The organism is Methanomicrobiales archaeon HGW-Methanomicrobiales-1 (assembly GCA_002839675.1).
Lineage (GTDB): Archaea > Halobacteriota > Methanomicrobia > Methanomicrobiales > Methanospirillaceae > Methanoregula.
Genome location: PGYM01000003.1, coordinates 230,847 through 248,343 on the forward strand (window position 1 = coordinate 230,847; position 17,497 = coordinate 248,343).

Below are 17,497 nucleotides of genomic sequence, written 5' to 3' on the forward strand. Positions count from 1 at the left end.
ACCATGAAAAAACAGGACGCAGCGCTGATTTATTCTCTTCTTGTGGAGCGCTATCCAGATTCCCGCAATTATAATTCTCCCGCTCTCATTGCGAAAGGCTCTCCCTTTGAGGTGCTTGTCCTCACTATCCTGTCAGCGCAGACCACTGATCGGGCGGTATTGAAAGTAGGGGGACCTTTGTTCGAAAAATACCCGACACCGTCTGCTCTTGCGAAAGCAAAGACGGAAGATGTGGAAACGATCATCCACAGTCTCGGCTATTTCCATGCAAAGGCCCGCAATATCATCGCGGCTTCCCAGGCGCTGCTCTCGACCTTTGGGGGAAATGTCCCTGAATCGATGGACGAACTGCTCACACTTCCCGGGGTTGGGCGAAAAACGGCAAACATCGTGCTCTACCATGCGCTCGGCAGGAACGAAGGGATTGCTGTCGACACGCATGTCCGCAGGCTGGCCCAGCGGATCGGTTTTTCCAGTACCGATAACGTTGCGGTGATCGAACGCGATCTCATGGCACTCTTCCCGCAGGAGCAGTGGGGGGATCTTACCGATGTCCTGATCTCTCATGGGCGGGCATGCTGCGATGCGAAGAAGCCGCATTGTGAAGTATGCCCGATTCGTGCACGGTGCCGGTATTATGCAACAACGGTAAAAAAGAATAAATGAATTTCCGGTTTTTCCGGTCTGTTTTTATCCGACAATCAGTCGGATCGTGAGAAATGAAACAAACCCTATAAGGGCACTGATCGGGATTGTAAGTATCCATGCAACCGCGATGCTCCGGGCAACACCCCATTTTACCGTACTTGCGCCCATCGTAGTGCCAACGCCCATGATCGATGTGCAGATGACATGTGTAGTACTCACGGGGATACCTGCAACAGACGCCCCGAGAATTGTTGCTGCACCGGCAGTCTCTGCTGCAAAGCCATGAACCGGACGGAGTTTGGTAATTTTATAACCCATGGTTTTTACTATCCGCCAGCCGCCGGAAAGAGTGCCCAGGGCAATAGCACCATAGGATACCAGGATCACCCATAAGGGGACCGGAAGATGGTTGGGATCAATGGTTGCCCCGAAATACCCGATAGAAAAGAGCAGGGGAAGGATGATACCCATTGTTTTCTGGGCATCATTGGTGCCGTGGCTGAAACTGTAGGCTGCCGCAGAACAGAGCTGGAGTTTTCTGAAATGGGATTCTGCTGTTGATTTATGGGCATTCTTGGTGATGTTGAGAACGAGTGCCATGAACAAAAATCCGATTGCAAAACCAATAAGGGGGGAGAGGATCATAAAGGTCGCGACAAGTTCGACCGTGGACCACTTGATTGCCGCAATACCCGCCGCTGAGATGCCGGCTCCGACAAGGCCCCCGATCAGGGCATGGGATGATGATGTCGGGAGACCGAAGAACCAGGTGATGAGGTTCCAGACAATGGCGCCCGTGAGTGCAGCGAGAATAATATAGGGGACCATAACGGTATCGACAATCTCCAGCTGGATGATTTTGGAGATCGTACTTGCAACCGCAACCCCGAATCCGAATGCAGCAACAAAGTTAAAAAATGCGGCAAAGACCACTGCATTTCTCGGCGAAAGAACTTTTGTGGAGACGACCGTTGAGATTGAATTGGCTGAATCGTGAAACCCGTTGGTAAAATCAAAGATCAGCGCGATGACGATGATGGCAATAATCAGGATGAACGGTGCCTCGATCATGCAGACTCCTTACTTCTAATTGCGTCCCTCATGAGTGCCGGATCGCGATATCGGACAGCACATTTGCAACATCTTCGCAGTTGTCCGTGGCGGTCTCCAGGTGCTCGTAAATGTCTTTTAATTTGATGATGGTGATCGCATCGGTTGTTTTGAACAGGTCGGTCACCGCGTGAGCAAGTGCATCATCCGCGAGATTTTCAAGACGGTTCACTTCAATACACCGTTCTTCGATATAGCGGGGGTCCTTAATGGAACGGATGCCTTTTACCGCACTCTCGATCTCGACCGTTGACATATGGATCAGTTTTGCCAGCTCGATCATGTGGGAGTCCGTGCCCTCGATGCCGTAATAGTACATCTTCTCGGTTGCACCATCGATATAGTCCAGCACTTCGTCAAGAGCTGAGGCCAGTTTTGAGATCTCTTCCGGATCAATCGGTGTAATGAACGAACTGTTCAGTTGTTCGTAAATATCATGGGTGATCTGGTCTCCCTTGTGTTCAAGTTTCTCGATCGCGTGGCGTTTCTCCTTGACATTGGTGAAATCCTCGGTCAGGGCAACAAGCTGCCATGCCGCCTCCTTTACTACCCCCGCCTGCTTTTCGAACAGGTCGAAAAAAACTTTATCTTTCGGTATCAGCAACTCACGAAGACCCATAACAAACCTACTGGTAATCGGTGGCAGAACCTAAAAAATATAGCGGAATTGTCTGGGCACTAAATGCTTGTCAAAGCGAAGCTGACGATCTGGTAACCAACCCATGAGACCCCCAGCCCAAGCGGGATAGTGATGACCCATGCCGTCATCATCTCGCGCACAACCTTCCACTGCACAGCATTCCTGCCCCGCGTGGCTCCTACTCCGATAATTGCTCCGTTGATCGCGTGGGTGGATGAAACGGGTATACCCTGCTGGGTGACCATTACGAGAATGGCACTGCTGGCAGTTGCTGCACAGAATCCCTGGTACGGCCGGATTTTTGTGATCTCTTTTGCCATCTTATCGATAACCTTCCACCCGCCAAAACAGGTGCCCAGTCCTATTGCAATGGCTGATGCAAGAATTACCCATGTGGGCACATCGAAGGTTACGAGAAGTCCGGATGAGACCAGCAGTGCGGTAATCACGCCCACTGCGTGCTGGCCATCATTGGCACCATGGGCGGTTGCCTGCCCGAGGCAGGCGAGTACATGCAGGGGCTGGAAGATACGTTTCGCCCTGCTCTGCCGCGAGTGTTTGATGAGCTGGGAGACCAGGATGTTAAACAGGAATGCACCCGAAATGCCGAGGAGAGGCGAGATGAAGATGAAGAGCACGATTGCAAGGAGACCCTGGATCTGGATTACTCCGGCAATCATCAGGAACGGGATGATTATTCCTGCTCCGCAGATTGCTCCTATCTGGATACCCAGCCGGATATCCCCTTCAAACAGTGCACAGATAACGGCAAGTACCAGGGCCCCGAGAATCGCACCCATTATCGCGAAGAAAAAAACCTGCAATACGGTGTCCATACCAGGAAGGATTATGGCGGAAAATCCAACCGCCCCGATTCCTGCTCCCAGTAATCCTCCCACCAGTGCATGACTGCTGGAGAGCGGGATTCCCATGCGGGTGGCAACAAAAACCAGAAGGATCGAAGCTCCCATTGCGACCACAATCGAGAGCGGGGTAAGTGCACTCTGGGTAACGATCGCCGTACCAATGGTCGCTGCAACCGCTGTCGATAAGACAAATGGCCCGATCATGTTGCAGATCGCAGTGGAGAATACCGCCTTAATCGGTGAGAGCGCTTTTGTAGCTACAACGGTTGCAATCGAATGTGAGGCGTCGTTGAGACCATTGACAAAGTTGAGAGCCAGCGCAAGGATGATGCCAAACAGGACAATGGGTTCCATGCCGATCATGCGTGGCTCATCGCGATGTCATTGAGTGCGTGCCCGACATCATTGCACTTCTCCATCACCCGTCCGAGCCCTTCGTAGATATCCTTAAGTTTGATGATCAGGAGCAGATCTTTTTTCTTGAAAAGATCGAGCACCGCTTTTGCCTGCAACTCTATTGAAAGGTTATATATCCGGTTGATCTCGATTGAATGGCTTTTCACCTCATCCGTCTTTTTGAAGCTCTCAAGTGCCGTTACCGCATCCCGGATCTCGGTAGCAGACATGATGATCAGGTAGGAAAATTCCTTTAATGTCTCATTACTCTCGGCGAGTTCGTAATTGCAGATCTGCTGGGTGACTCGATCAATGCGGTCCATGACATCGTCCATGACGGGTGCAAGCCGGGAGATCTCATCGGGTTCGAGCGGTGTGATCAGTGATTCGTTCAGATGTTCGAACACCTGGCGGGTGATCTCATCACCTTTGTGTTCAAGCTGCCGCACTTTGTGCGATTTTTCTATGCCATTCGGAAGTTCGTGGGTGATCTCGTTTAAGGTTGTGGACGCTTCATAAATCTTCTCGGTCATTTCTTTAAACAGGGTAAAAAAGATCTTTTCTTCGGGAAGGATCAGGTCACGGATACGCATGGTATGATAGTCCCTCTGACAGCCAAGTATAAAAAACGTGGGCTACGGGCTGTGCAAATCTCGTGATCCGGGACGAATGGTGGAGTAATTCCGCCTTTTTTTCTATTGTCAATATAAGAATAACCCGGCTTTCCGGTACATCGGCTGAACCTCCGCTCCTTCAAGGTTTCCCCCGGCCCAGAGGTAGCGCTCGCGTATGGTCGGCGGCAACTCCTTTTCATCGATGGGTATAAACCCCATTGTTGCATAAAATCCGACCAGGTGCCGGACAGCATGCATATACAAGCCGTCATTATGGCAGGCTTCCACCAGTGCACCGACCGCGAGTCGTGAATAACCGTTCCTGCGATATTCTTCCGGGGTAAAAATGCCATCAACATCCATCCCGTCCGGATGACGCCGGCAGCGGGCTAAGGAGACGATCAGTTCTCCTGAAAAAGCAGCAAAAATCCTGTCTGTAGCGGGTTCGCCGGTCGTTTCATGGTATTCCACCCATATTTTATCTGCTGCCGGAAACTCGTTTGCCCTGAGTTCACGCACGATTATTTTCATATCCGGATTGTATCCATCCCTATGCAGGGTTTCCCGGGTGGCTGGCAGGCTGTTTTTTCCGATAGCGGTGCTTTCATCCTGTGCGATCATAGTATCCGGTATCCTTCGGGAGGAATCATGATCTCAAACCGTGTGCCTTTTCCGAAAATTCCCGTTTCTTTGATCGTCATATCACTTATCGAACAAATTTCGTGGGCAAGGAATAACCCGTGTCCGAATCGCTCATCTCTCTGGGTTAAGAGCGATTCTTTACTGTTTGCTTCAATGCCCTCGCCATCCGTTTCCATAATAATCATACAGCCATTTTCCTGTATATGGTACGTGACAACAACCGTAGTCACACCATTAGTTTCTCTGATTGTTGTGTCAAAAATATGGAAAAAAACCGCTGGCAGGTGGGGATCGGCAAAAATCTCCAGCCGTTCAGTCCATGTTCTGAACGATACCCTGCCCGCCCCGACACGCTTTACAGCCTCAAGCACTGCGTCCTGTACCGGAATCCATGATGGGGGAGATGTACCAATGTCCTTAAATTCGCGGGAAATATCGATCTGGTGCTGGATCCCCTGGGCTGAATCCTTCAGCGCTTCTATAAAGAACAGGACATCAGGATCATCGAATTTCATGACACCAATTGAAAGAATCCCATAAAGAGCTGCAAGTTTTCTTGAAATGTCGTGGCGTACAATCCCTGCAATGGTATTGAGCCTGCTGCTGGTATTCTGGAGTGCCGATTCGGTCATTACCTGCTCGGTGATATCCCGGATCGACTCAATCGCTCCGGTGGTATTTCCGCTGCCATCGACAAGGGCGGTTGCAGCAATCCTGAGATACACGCCTTTACCCCCCTTAAAGCGGGGGATATACACTTCAGAAACCAGTTTTTTCCCCTCTCTTCTTATCTGGGGATACCAGGTTTCTGTTTCTGGATTGGGGGTTAGAATGAGATCCAGGAGGGCAGGGCGTTTTGTACCGTAGATTGCATGGGAATAGGCATATTCCCCTTTATTGAGGATCTCTGCTTTTTTTACACCGGTCAGATCTTCAACTGCCTGGTTCCATGCAATCACCACTCCTTCCCGGTTTACAGCAAACGTCGGGTAGGGAAGAAATTCAATAATTTCGTGAAGCTGCTGTTCTGACTCCCAGAGTTTCGTGGAAAGAAATGAAACGACACCCCCTACAAGGATAAAGAAGATCATGCGGAAGAGGGTGGATATGATGAGAAGGAGATCGAGGGGCATGAGAAGCAGGATCAGTGCACCATAAATACCTGCAATAAGCGCAGAAAGAAGAAGTCCCCGCCGGGGGAACCAGTACGCGGCAAGGATGATGGGGATATAGATGACATGCGAAAGCAGGACCGTGATTCCTGTGAACATGCCGACAATATTTACAAGCAATGCAATAGCAGTAGCAATGCCAAGGGTAACGATACGCGTACGGGTGAACGGAGATGAAGAACTGAATAACTGAAAGGTCTTCATTCCAAAAGCCACCTGCATTTTCCCGGTTCGCTCTGGTGAGGCAAAAAGATTGTCTTTAGCAGGGTCCGGGCATTCTTGTGCCTGTCACGGACATGATCCTGTTTGGAAAATGCAGTAACCCCCAGGGTCTTTACGGTGCAATCTGTTTTTAGTGGCCCCGTGATCTGGGGGTAAATATTCCGGGAAATTTTTAGTTCTGCCCGGATAAACGAATCTTTTCCGGCGGGCAGGTAATTTCAAACCGTGCACCCTTATGGAGTTCTCCGGTCTCCTTTATGGTGATCCCGGTAATATTGAGAATTTCCCGGGAAAGGAATAGACCCAGTCCAGTATTTTTACCAAATCCGTAGGTAAAAATCTTCTCCTTTTCATCTGCTGGTACTCCCGTTCCATCGTCTTCGCAGATGATGACGCAGCTATTGTTTTTGCATTCATAGCTGAACCGGATCGTAGTTGTCGATATACCCCCATAGCGGATGGCATTTTCAATAAGATTGGAAAAGACTTTCTCGATTAACGGGTCTGCGCACACTTCCAACCCTGCAGGAATGGTATTTTCCAGTTTTACCATGCCCAGCGAGGTGTGTTTCAGTGAATTGTCCACAAGATTACTGACATTATGCCATATTGCCGATTTGATACCTATTTTCTGGTAGTCTCCCGTAAACTGGACCGTATTGATCGTCTGGCTGACAATGCCATCTGCAGTGACGATCTGTTTCCATGCTTTTTCTGGATCTGTTGATTTTGTCATCAGGGCAAGTTCAATGTATTCGTGCAGGGCCATAAGCTGGTTGAGCAGATCATGGCGGGTGATACTTGCCATCAGCTGAAGTTTTTTGTTGGCTTTTTCCAGCGCATCTTCAACCTTTCTTCGTTCAGTATTCTCCTTAAACAGGTCATCATTTGCCTGTTTGAGTTTTTCTACCGTGACCTGCAGTTCCTCATTCACTGCATTGAGCCGCTCGTGGGTTTCGAGCAGCTCAGTGTTTTTCTTTACCGCAAGATCATAGGTGGAGAGCAGGATGGTGAGAATCTGCAGCCTGCTGGCACTGATGGTATGGTTGCTGCTTGCAAATGAGACTTCGATGCCGGTGTCGGACCGGCAGTCCGGGTCAGGGTGGACGAGCATCTCGAGTACGCTGTGAATACGTGAATAAACGTGCTGGGGCTCGAAGGGTTTGATGATGAAGTTGTCAGCACCTGCTTCAAGCCCCTTGATCACATCTACAGGGTCGAACAGCTGGGTGACAAGAATAACCGGAATGGCAGCCAGCGCAGCATCGGCGCGGATCCTGCGGCAGAGTTCATATCCATCCATTTCCGGCATAATAATGTCTGATAAAACCAGTGCCGGGCGGTCGATTCGGATCTGATCGAGTGCTTCGATACCATTTGCTGCAAGAACGACCCGGTACCCTTCATTTTCCAAAATATGGCGCAGGTATTCTGCCTGTGTCCTGCTGTCTTCAACCACAAGAAGTTTCATCGGATTTTTGGGAATAGTGCCGTTCATGGAAAAGCAGCCTCCATAAATATACTATATCCTTCATGCATTTTAGTAATCCCCATGCAGCAGTTCATTGATAATGGATAAAAAAAGCTCCTTTTCAAAACCCCTTTTTTCCATGTACACATCGGCCCCTACGGCAATCCCATGTGCACGGTCTTCTTTGGTATCAAGTGAAGTGACCAGCACGATCGGCAGGTAGGTAAGCCGGGTGTCGGCACGGATCTTTTCTGTGAGAGTAAAGCCGTTCATGCGGGGCATGTCCACATCTGATACAACCAAATCAAACTTATCTTCTTTAAGCATGGCGAAGGCTTCCATACCATCGCGTGCCGTGGTCACCCGGTGACCCCCCAGTTCAAGGATGTTTGCCAGGAACATCCGGGACGTCACGGAATCCTCAACAACCATTACACGTCGGGAAATTGATTCATGCTGCTCCTCACGGGTTACGGGAAGATCTGTTTTAATCGCTTCCTGGATAAGTTCAATCGGGTCAAGCACAATGGCAACGGTCCCATCCCCAAGAATTGCAGCTCCTGTTATGCGTTTTACCCTGCGCAACTGGCTGCCGAGAGGGCGCACGACGATCTCCTGGACCTGAAGGACCTCGTCCACCATACAGGCAATTTGTCCTGCGCTATAGGCAATGATGATAATCGGTACCTGTGCAGGTATCTCAGAAGTACGGTGATATTTGGTTACGCCCAGGGCATCGGTAAGCCGGATGACACTGATAACTTCTCCATTGAGAGAAATTCTCGGCCGTTTGTCATGGAAGAAGATTGAATCCGGTTTTGCCCGGAAGACCTGCCGGACCTGCTGCATGGGAAGGACATAGCGGTGACTGCCGGACCGGACTACGACGCCGCGGAATGTGGCAAGCCTGACCGGGACTCTCAGGGTAATACTGGTGCCTTTCCCTAACTGGGATGAAAGAATCACGCTTCCGCCAAGGCGCGTTACTGTGTCTTCGACAATAGCAAGACCCAGGCCCCTTCCGGAGATATCCGTGACTTCAGGATTTACGGAAAGCCCGGAGCGGAAGATGAGCCAGATTACTTCTTCATCAGTCAGCCTGCCGGCCTCTGTTGCTGTGATGATCCCGTTTTTTACTGCCGCGTTCCGCACATTATTACAGTCTATCCCTGCACCATCGTCTGATACTTCTATACCGACTTTGCTGCCCGAATGGGTGACAATACGGATCCTGACAATACCCCGTTCCGGTTTGTGTTGTTCCGCCCTGATATCAGGATACTCAATTCCATGATCAATGCTGTTATTGATCAGGTGCATGATGGGATTTTTTAAGGATTCAAGGATACGGCGGTCCATCTCAATTTCTTCGCCTTCTATGACGAGATCCACTTTTTTGCCGGTGCTGCGCGAATATTCCCGCACAAACCCGGAAAAGGGTAACAGGATATCAGCGATTGGCACCAGTACCGCATCGTGGATCAGGTCAGATATCTCTGAGGTGCTCGTTTCAAGGGCAGACCGGTCAAGTTCCGTTGCCCTGATATGAGCTCCCAGGTCGTGCCTGAGATATGTCATGAATTCCCGGTCATACTCAAGAAATTCGAGCATGTGGTGGAGCGGGACGATAAGATCCGGAGGGAGCGTGGTCTTTTTGGTACCGGCAACCGCTTCCCTGAGTAAATAGAGATCGGATGAGATCATTGCATGGTTCCAGCGCCACTGTGAAAAACGGGTCATCATCTCTTCAAGTTCCCGCATCCTGTGCGTAATGAAGAGCCGGGTGGTGAGGAGATCATCGGAACCGGCGATCAGCCGGTCGAGTTTATGTGCAGCAATCCTTACCGTGGCGCTGCTTTCAGTTTTTTGATGAATCCCTCCTTTCTGGTTTGCCGGTTGGACTGGGAACAACGCTGGTGCGCCGGGCCATTTTTCCTCCGAAAAACTGGCTGATATAGTGCCTTTTTTGAAAGCATCAGCATCCGGTTCGGCAGGGGCAACAACGCGTATCACCGGTGATGTGTTGGGGTAGGCACTACCGTCGGTCCGTTTATTGTCTTCCGGTGATTCGCCCGGACTTTTCTTCTGTATGAGCAGCCCCCGTATCGCAGTAATGATCTCAGCAGAATTTGACAGTGAAGCCGGAAAATCCTGTAATTGTACCCGGATTACCTTGAGGGCATTATGAAATACATCAAATGCATCGGCGTCAGGCAGATACTCTCCTTTTTTGAGAGCAGCAAAGACATTTTCAAGGTTCTGGCAGATCAGTTCAATTTCTTTTAAGTTCACTGCACGTGCAGCACCCTTGAGGCTGTGAATTGTCCGGAAAACCCTCTCGATTACCGGGCTTCCGGTTTCGGTCCCGTCCCGCTCCAGCTCCAGAAGCCCTTCGGTGATGGTGTTGGTATATTCCTCTGCTTCTTCTTTGAATGTGGCGAGGAGTTTTTTATTGAATTCATCGTCCGGACCGGTCATAGGCAGGGCATTTCAGACATGGTACTGGACAGTGAGTTTCTTTAAGCGCACGCCAAGTTCATGCAGGTCTTCTGCTGTTTTTTCCACTTTCCGGGTAATTTCAAGGTTTTTCTGTGCAGCATCGCGGATCTTTTCCATGGCAAGCGAGATCTGGTCCACACCGGCAGCCTGTTCCTGGATGGAAGTGGTGATTTCAATAGCTTCTCTGGAGGAGTCAGCAATCGACCGGGTAAGGACCTCGATTGCTTCCCGTGCATCGGAAGTCAGCCGGACTGCATCTGCCACAGACCGGGTCCCCTGCTCGGTTGATACCACGGTTGAAGAGACACCCCGCTGGATATCCGTCAGGATAGTGCGGATGTTTGCCGTTGCCTGTTTTGATTGTTCGGCAAGGTTGTGAATCTCATGGGCAACGACTGCAAAACCTTTGCCGAAATCACCGGCTTTTGCTGCTTCTATAGACGCGTTGACGGCAAGCAGGTTGGATTGTTCTGAAATATCGGTCACCGTTGCAATGATCTCTCCTATGGCCTGGCTCTGCTCCGAGAGCTTGACGACACTCATGCCGATGGTGTCCATCTGCCGCTGGATATGATTCATCCCGTCGAGAATTTCCTGCACGGATTTCTGGCCTTCACCTGAGACAGCAATGGCTTTCATTGCTTTTTCCGATACGGATTTTGACTTGAGTATCACTATGTCGGTCTTTTTGCGGACACTTTCTACGGTATCTGAGGTGTCATTGACGGTGCTTGCAGTCTGGGAACTGGCAGTCGCAAGCTGGGTAGTGACGGTCAGGATCTCGCTCGATGCTGATGAAAGAACCGATACACCTTCGTAGAGTTCCTCATTGATCAGCTTCATTAAGCGCTGGAGTTCGATACCGATCGTGTTGAGTGCATCCCGGTATGCGACAAACTCGCCGGCAACCGGAATCTTCTCGTCAAAACGGGCGGTAAAATCACCGGATGCATAGAACCGGGCAAGCCGCATGGCCTCGTTCACGGGCTCGGTGATCGTTTCGAGGGTCTTGTTGAACCCGGCGATGATCATCTTGTACCCGCCCCGGAAGGCGTTCTCATTCCCGCGAACCGATAGGTCCCCGGCCCGGGCTGCATCCGTGAGTTTGATTGTTTCCTTATGCAGGTGATCCAAAGACTCCACCATCATCTGCAGGGCAGGACGGATCTCGTCGCGTTCATCGACCGGCTCTGCGAACGCTGATATATAATCCCCTTTGGCAATTTTTTTGATATTTCCCACAACGTTTGTCTGCAGATCATCGGCAAACTCGTCCATGGTTGCGGCCATGATCCCAATTTCATCCTGCCTTTTGATATTGAGGCGTGCAGAAAGGTGGCCGTTCCTGAGTTCCTTGATCATAACTACCACTGACTGCAGGGGTCCGGATATTGAGCGGCCAAAGAGAATTGCAATGGCTGCACCAATGGCCATCGATGCAATCATCAGGGCAAAGATGGTATTTCGTATGGTATCGATGGGGCCGGTGAAATCTGAGAGTTCTGCGCGTGATACGATATACCAGTCAAGTGGTTCATAATACGTGTAGGCATCAAGGACATTTGTACCGTCAACGACATGGGGAACTGCACCTTCCTTGTTCATGAACATCTGCTGGATGTAATCCTTATCTGCCCAGTTCTGCCCTTGGGAGCTTGGATGGACAAGCACATTTCCCGCGCTGTCGATGACGTACATATAACCGTTCTTGCCTACGGTTGTCTCCCGTATACTTTTTTTGACCACATCGAGGGTCTGTCCTTCTTCTGTTCCAACAAAAAGAACGCCAATTATCTTTCCGCTGGGATCTTCAATTGGCTCATAGGCTGTGACGTAGTTTTTCCCAAAAAGATCACGTCTTCCATAGTACGTCACGCGGTCGTTTACGGTCACTTTGTAGACATCGTCAGTCAGGCGTGTTCCGACTGCCCGCTTCCCGTTTGCGTCCTGAACATTGGTCGAAACGCGAACCGCGTAACTGTCATTGTACACCTGAAAAACGGTTGCAGCCCCGCCAACCATTGCCTGCACCTGGTCGACAATCTCGAAATTATCGTTGACCACATAGCGATTGCCACTCTTGTCAATAAGGGTCATTTCGTTGTTAATGACTTCCGGTGTGCCCTTGCCATAGAAATTCTGTTTTGCTACGTTGAGGTCACTGTTGACCTTGTTGCGAGTGAGTTTGTAGACATCATTGGTCCACCCTTTCATGTCCCCGACCTGAGTCTCTAACAACGCCTGGGTCTGTTCACTGATAACGCTACTGGAACTGGTATAAGCGACCAGTCCGAGTAACAGTGTCGGGATGATTGCCAAGAAAAGACAGATAACGAGAATCTTGGTCCCGACTTTCATGTTTGAAAAAAATTGCATATTATCCCGCACCCTTCCAGCTCCTGATCATTTTCTGGTAATGAATACACTGATCGCTTATTGTTTAAAATTACTGATATTATTTGCTGGCACGTTTATTTGGTCTCGGTTATGAGGAACAAGGCAGGTAGTGCGCATATGGGGCTGTATCATGCAGCGGTTTCATCTATCAGCATACGTGAATCCGCCAGAAGAGCCGCGCCATCCAGTACCATGATTCCTTCAACAACTCCTAACAGGTAGGGAGCAGCACCTGCGGGGGGAACCGGTGTTGGTACCTCCGGCAGACTGGCCGGGATTGTGGCAATACCGGTGATATAGTCGGCAAGAATGCCAAAAGTCATTGTTCCGTCCGTGAGAACAATGACCCGGTTCAAGTCCGTGAGGCCTTTGCCGCTGATAGAGAAAAGCGCCCGGAGGTCTACGAGCGATATGATCTCACCGCGTATTGCGCAGATACCGGATATGTAATCCGGTGTGCCGGGAACCGGCGTGATCCCTCCGGTAAGGACTACTTCGCGGACATATTTCATTGCAACTGCATATTCCTGGTAGGCAAGCCGGAATTTCAGTATCTCGATGCGGACAATACCCCGGGAACGTACGGCTGGTTGCGAGAGTTTTTGTGCCCGTTCCGCGAGGATCGCAGTTATCCTTCCCGGATCCTCTCCCGTATCCTCGCGAGGGATACCCTTCCTTGTATGAAGTTCGGTGTGGATCTGTTCCGGATTTGCATTCATGAGAAAATCCGACAGGTCACTGATTATGACAAGCCCCTCGGCAGTGATAGTCACACCTGGCACCGCAGGCTCATCTGCAAGAGTGGATGCATCTTCCAGAGTGAGACTGGTATCCTGAGTGATCCCGGATGTCTCATCGACCCAGAGAGCAACACAATCGGGACCGGCCTTTGTGACAATAATGACGTCTGAAAGGCGGGGATTGCGTTCAGGAAACCCAAGGAGCGTCCGGACCTGGTAAACGGGGACTATCCGGCCATGAAGATTGATCCTACCGGCAATCCCGAATTCTGTTGCGGAGGCGGGAGTCACCTGGACCATCCGCTCGACAAAAACGGTCTTTCCCACCTTGATTGCACAGGATATGCCTTCCACCGAAAACTGCAACAGGGTCGTCATACCGCTTCACCTTAATAATCCCTCATTGGTGCTGATGCGATAAAAGTGTAGAGGAATTACTCCCGGAAAACAATCTGTTGAAGATACGACACTTGCTCCTTGGTGAAAAAAGGTTTGTTTTCATTTGCATATTATCCGGTGATACCCGGCGATTGTAAACCGGCTGCAAATATAAATCCAATTTACATCTGAATGTGTGACTAACCTTATAAAAAGACACCAAAGCCATTCTGGCACTGGGTTAAAAACGAATGGACTGGGCGGGAATTGAACCCGCGGCCTCTCCCATGCCAAGGGAGCGATCTACCACTGATCTACCAGCCCGCTCCTATCCAGTAGGATGCCATAGGTTAAAAGAATTGGCTTAAATGGCGGGGATAATACAAGGTTTTGAAAAAAATTTAAGTCTCTGGTGCGGCAACGGATTTGAGCCAGGAAAGCACCCGGGTCCGCGCATTTTCCATTTCCACCTTTTTTGCTATTGTGCCGTTTTTTATATGCTGCTCCATCAGCGGAATTGCTCCCTCCGGCATTTTTTCTCCCACGGGCAGTACCGTGTGTTTTCCCGATGCCAGCCCGTACACCTGTTTCACCCCGCTCCGCTTACCGCGCTTTGCCTTTGCCACTCCTTCAATCTCTACGATATCCAGCGCAAAGTCAATCACGGGGGCATTTGCGATTGTGCCCCCGATACCGAATGCATCTACAATATCGCGGTACGCGATCACCTCTTCACGGGTGACTCCTCCGGATAAGAATATTTTGACAGATCCATAGCCATGAGTATCCAGTTCCCAGCGAACTTCTTCGATGATCGAACGCATGTTGCCCCTGCGCGAGCGGGGGGTGTCAAGCCTGACTGCGGTTGCGCCACATTTCGCAGCCCGCAGGGATTCAGATTTTTCATCACAGTACGTATCGGAAAGCATGATTCGCGGTACTTCTTTCGGTGCGTGTTTGTCAAACGATCGCCATGCAGTTTCGGGCTTGTCGTAACACATCACAAATGCATGCGGCATGGTACCGACAACCGGCATCCCCTCCGGCGCACAGGTATTGGAAACTCCGTCAACCCCGCCGATCCAGGCCGCCCGCTCGATCATACGTGCAATCGATGGGTGCTGCCGGCGTGAACCAAAAGAATAGATCTGCCGGTCATGGGCTGCGAGCTTGACATGGGCAGCAGCAGTTGCAATGCCGGAAGCATGGCAGAGAAAACCGAGGATTGCGGTCTCGAAACGGCAGAAGTCACGATATTTGCCGGAAATGCGCAGCACGGGCTCATTTTTATAAAAGATGGTACCTTCGGGTAGTGCATCAACCGTGACCGGCACTCCTTCGAGCAGCGCGAGCACATCGGAAAGTCCGCAGAAGACCGACCATGAGTCGGGAAGTGCGGATGCCGTCACTTCCATTACCACTTCAGGGTTGATCCCTTCTGCCTTTAGCGTCTCTTCCGTGCGCTCGAAATAGATGTCCGTGCATTCCCCGCGGTGGATCATCTCATCGCTGACCGTATCGAACATACCCATACCAGATGATAGTACGTTGAAGGAATTTACGCTTGCGTAATGCTCCTGATAATTCGCTAAATATTAGTGTCTCCCGCGACAATCATTCTTCAGCGCAGGTAGTCATGCAGTTTGTATCAAATATGTTTGCGGATAATCGTTCGAATCTGGCCCGGGTGTGGCACTGATGCTCGGCATTATCGGGGGCACGAGCCTCCTGTTCTCTGAGCTGCCGAAGCTCCAGAAGCGCCGGGTAAACACGCCGTTTGGCAATGCCGAACTTCTCTGCGGGGATATCGTGATGCTGATGCGCCACCAGCAGGGCCTCCCGCCTCACCGGATCAATTACCGGGCAAACATGGCTGCGCTCGCTATCGAAGGCGTGGACCGGATTGTTGCATTTGGATCCACGGGATCCTTAAACCGCGAGATCACGCCCGGTTCACTCGTGATCCCGACCGATTACGTAAGTATGACCGATATCCCTTCTATCCACGACCATGCGATCGAACATGTGCTCCCTGTAATGGATAAGGGCCTGTCAAAAAAGCTCGGTTCTCATATTCCCGAAGCCCGGTATGGCGGGGTTTACGTGCAGACAAAAGGTCCCCGTTTTGAGACCGTTGCCGAGATACTTGCCCTGTCGCGGGTAGCGGATCTCGTTGGAATGACTCTTGCTTCTGAGGCTACCCTTGCCTGCGAACTGGGCATGGATTTTACCGCGCTATGCACGGTAGATAATTATGCAAACGGGCTTGCGGATGGTGTGCTGACTTTTGATGAGATTCTTGAGATCTCGCGGTCATACCGGCACCGTACCGGAGAACTGGTAAAAACGATAATTACGCATATGACCTGATAAGGCAGGATAATACCATGGACGATATTTTCAACCGACGGCAATCGATTCTTATCGCAAATGTGATGATCGATGGAAAACAGGCAGATATTTTTGTGAACGACGTAGGCATCATCGCTGCTGCCGGTGAAGGAGTACGGGGGCAGTACAAAAATGAAGCAGATCTGGTGATTGACGGTGATGGTGCCATTGCCCTACCCGGTCTTGCCAACACCCACACCCACGCGGCCATGTCGCTGCTCCGTGGTTATGCCGACGATATGATCCTGCAGGACTGGCTCAGCCAGAAGATCTGGCCTCTCGAAGCCCACCTGACCGGCAATGATGTGTACTGGGGAACGAAGCTGGCCTGTCTAGAGATGATAAAGAGCGGTACTACTGCATTCAACGACATGTACTTCATGATGGATGAGGCTGCTCGTGCGGTAGACGAGGCCGGCATCCGTGCGGTTCTCTGTTACGGTTTTATCGACCTCTTCAATGCAGAAAAACGGGAGGCCGAATGTAAGGCCACCGAAAAGCTTGCTGCACAGATCCGTTCGATGAACAATCCGCGAATCAAGGCTGCTGTCGGACCCCATGCGATCTACACCGTATCTCCTGAAGGCCTGAAGTGGTGTGCAGAGTTTGCCGGAGAGCAGAATATCGGTATCCACATCCACTTGTCCGAAACAGAAAAGGAAGTTACTGATTGTGTTGCCCAGCACGGCAAACGCCCGGCGGCACTACTGGACGACTGCGGCATGCTCACGCCAAAAACCATTGCCGCTCACTGCTGCTGGCTCGATGATGCCGAGTGCGCCCTGCTCGGGAAACAGGGAGTTGCGGCTTCCCATAATCCGGCGAGCAACATGAAACTTGCTACCCACCGGGCCATGCCAACCCGCCAGCTCATGGATGCAGGAGCAAATGTCTGTCTCGGTACCGATGGCTGTGCAAGCAACAATAACCTCGATATGTTCGAGGAGATGAAGACTGCGGCCCTGCTCCAGAAATTCTTCTGGAACGATCCGACTGTTCTTCCGGCACCAGCAGCGCTTGCGATGGCAACGACCAACGGTGCCCGGGCACTGGGCTTTGGCACGGGAACGTTATCGGTGGGCTCTCCTGCAGATATCGTGCTCGTGTCCGCACGCACCGCATGTAACACACCGTTGCATAATGTCCCCTCCAATCTGGTGTACTCGTGCAATGGTTCAGCGGTTGAGACAACCATCTGCGATGGCAGGATCCTGATGCTGAACCGGGAGATCCCGGGCGAAGACAAGATCCTTGCCGGGGCTGCCCAGGCCGCCCATGAACTTGTCAGCCGTTCACAATCCGAATAAAACC

The 17,497-nt window shown here is 50.9% G+C and carries 14 protein-coding genes and 1 tRNA gene; 3 read left to right on the forward strand and 12 right to left on the reverse strand.

Annotated elements, in window-relative coordinates; translation table 11 throughout:
- Positions 1-3: 3 nt before the first annotated feature.
- On the forward strand, positions 4-666 hold the full coding sequence (locus CVV30_10600) for an endonuclease III (GenBank protein PKL68361.1): 663 nt from the start codon (positions 4-6) through the stop codon (positions 664-666).
- Positions 667-690: 24 nt separating this feature from the next.
- Here CVV30_10600 and CVV30_10605 read toward each other — a convergent pair whose 3' ends face one another.
- From CVV30_10605 to CVV30_10660, 12 genes are all read right to left on the reverse strand, one after another.
- On the reverse strand, positions 691-1,719 hold the full coding sequence (locus tag CVV30_10605) for an anion permease (protein ID PKL68362.1): 1,029 nt from the start codon (positions 1,717-1,719) through the stop codon (positions 691-693).
- A gap of 28 nt (positions 1,720-1,747) precedes the next feature.
- The gene (locus CVV30_10610) at positions 1,748-2,377 is read right to left on the reverse strand and encodes a DUF47 domain-containing protein (GenBank protein PKL68363.1); all 630 of its coding nucleotides are present in this window, start codon (positions 2,375-2,377) and stop codon (positions 1,748-1,750) included.
- Positions 2,378-2,436: 59 nt separating this feature from the next.
- Positions 2,437-3,618 (reverse strand): phosphate transporter, encoded by a 1,182-nt coding sequence (locus CVV30_10615; protein PKL68533.1) that lies wholly within the window; start codon positions 3,616-3,618, stop codon positions 2,437-2,439.
- A 5-nt stretch (positions 3,619-3,623) separates the two neighbouring features.
- Positions 3,624-4,253 (reverse strand): DUF47 domain-containing protein, encoded by a 630-nt coding sequence (locus tag CVV30_10620; GenBank protein PKL68364.1) that lies wholly within the window; start codon positions 4,251-4,253, stop codon positions 3,624-3,626.
- Positions 4,254-4,361: 108 nt separating this feature from the next.
- Positions 4,362-4,805 carry an N-acetyltransferase gene (locus tag CVV30_10625; protein PKL68534.1) on the reverse strand — a complete coding sequence of 148 codons (444 nt, stop codon included), beginning with the start codon at positions 4,803-4,805 and terminating at the stop codon, positions 4,362-4,364.
- Between the two features lie 86 nt (positions 4,806-4,891).
- Positions 4,892-6,292, reverse strand: a complete 1,401-nt coding sequence (locus CVV30_10630) for a histidine kinase (protein ID PKL68365.1) — start codon at positions 6,290-6,292, stop codon at positions 4,892-4,894.
- Positions 6,293-6,482: 190 nt separating this feature from the next.
- Positions 6,483-7,808, reverse strand: coding sequence for a hybrid sensor histidine kinase/response regulator (locus CVV30_10635; protein ID PKL68366.1), 1,326 nt, complete (start codon positions 7,806-7,808; stop codon positions 6,483-6,485).
- Between the two features lie 42 nt (positions 7,809-7,850).
- Positions 7,851-10,259: a hybrid sensor histidine kinase/response regulator gene (locus CVV30_10640; protein PKL68367.1), complete on the reverse strand. Its 2,409-nt coding sequence runs from the start codon at positions 10,257-10,259 to the stop codon at positions 7,851-7,853.
- 12 nt (positions 10,260-10,271) lie between these two features.
- Positions 10,272-12,656 carry a methyl-accepting chemotaxis protein gene (locus tag CVV30_10645; GenBank protein ID PKL68368.1) on the reverse strand — a complete coding sequence of 795 codons (2,385 nt, stop codon included), beginning with the start codon at positions 12,654-12,656 and terminating at the stop codon, positions 10,272-10,274.
- Positions 12,657-12,805: 149 nt separating this feature from the next.
- On the reverse strand, positions 12,806-13,795 hold the full coding sequence (locus tag CVV30_10650; protein ID PKL68369.1) for a chemotaxis protein CheW: 990 nt from the start codon (positions 13,793-13,795) through the stop codon (positions 12,806-12,808).
- A gap of 252 nt (positions 13,796-14,047) precedes the next feature.
- Positions 14,048-14,119 (reverse strand) — tRNA-Ala (locus tag CVV30_10655).
- Between the two features lie 77 nt (positions 14,120-14,196).
- Complete coding sequence (locus tag CVV30_10660; protein PKL68370.1) at positions 14,197-15,327, reverse strand: nicotinate phosphoribosyltransferase; 1,131 nt, start codon at positions 15,325-15,327, stop codon at positions 14,197-14,199.
- 166 nt (positions 15,328-15,493) lie between these two features.
- Between CVV30_10660 and CVV30_10665 the strand changes: the two genes are divergently transcribed.
- The gene (locus CVV30_10665) at positions 15,494-16,165 is read left to right on the forward strand and encodes a 5'-methylthioadenosine phosphorylase (protein PKL68371.1); all 672 of its coding nucleotides are present in this window, start codon (positions 15,494-15,496) and stop codon (positions 16,163-16,165) included.
- A 17-nt stretch (positions 16,166-16,182) separates the two neighbouring features.
- Positions 16,183-17,493: an S-adenosylhomocysteine deaminase gene (locus CVV30_10670; GenBank protein PKL68372.1), complete on the forward strand. Its 1,311-nt coding sequence runs from the start codon at positions 16,183-16,185 to the stop codon at positions 17,491-17,493.
- The last annotated feature ends 4 nt before the right edge of the window (positions 17,494-17,497 follow it).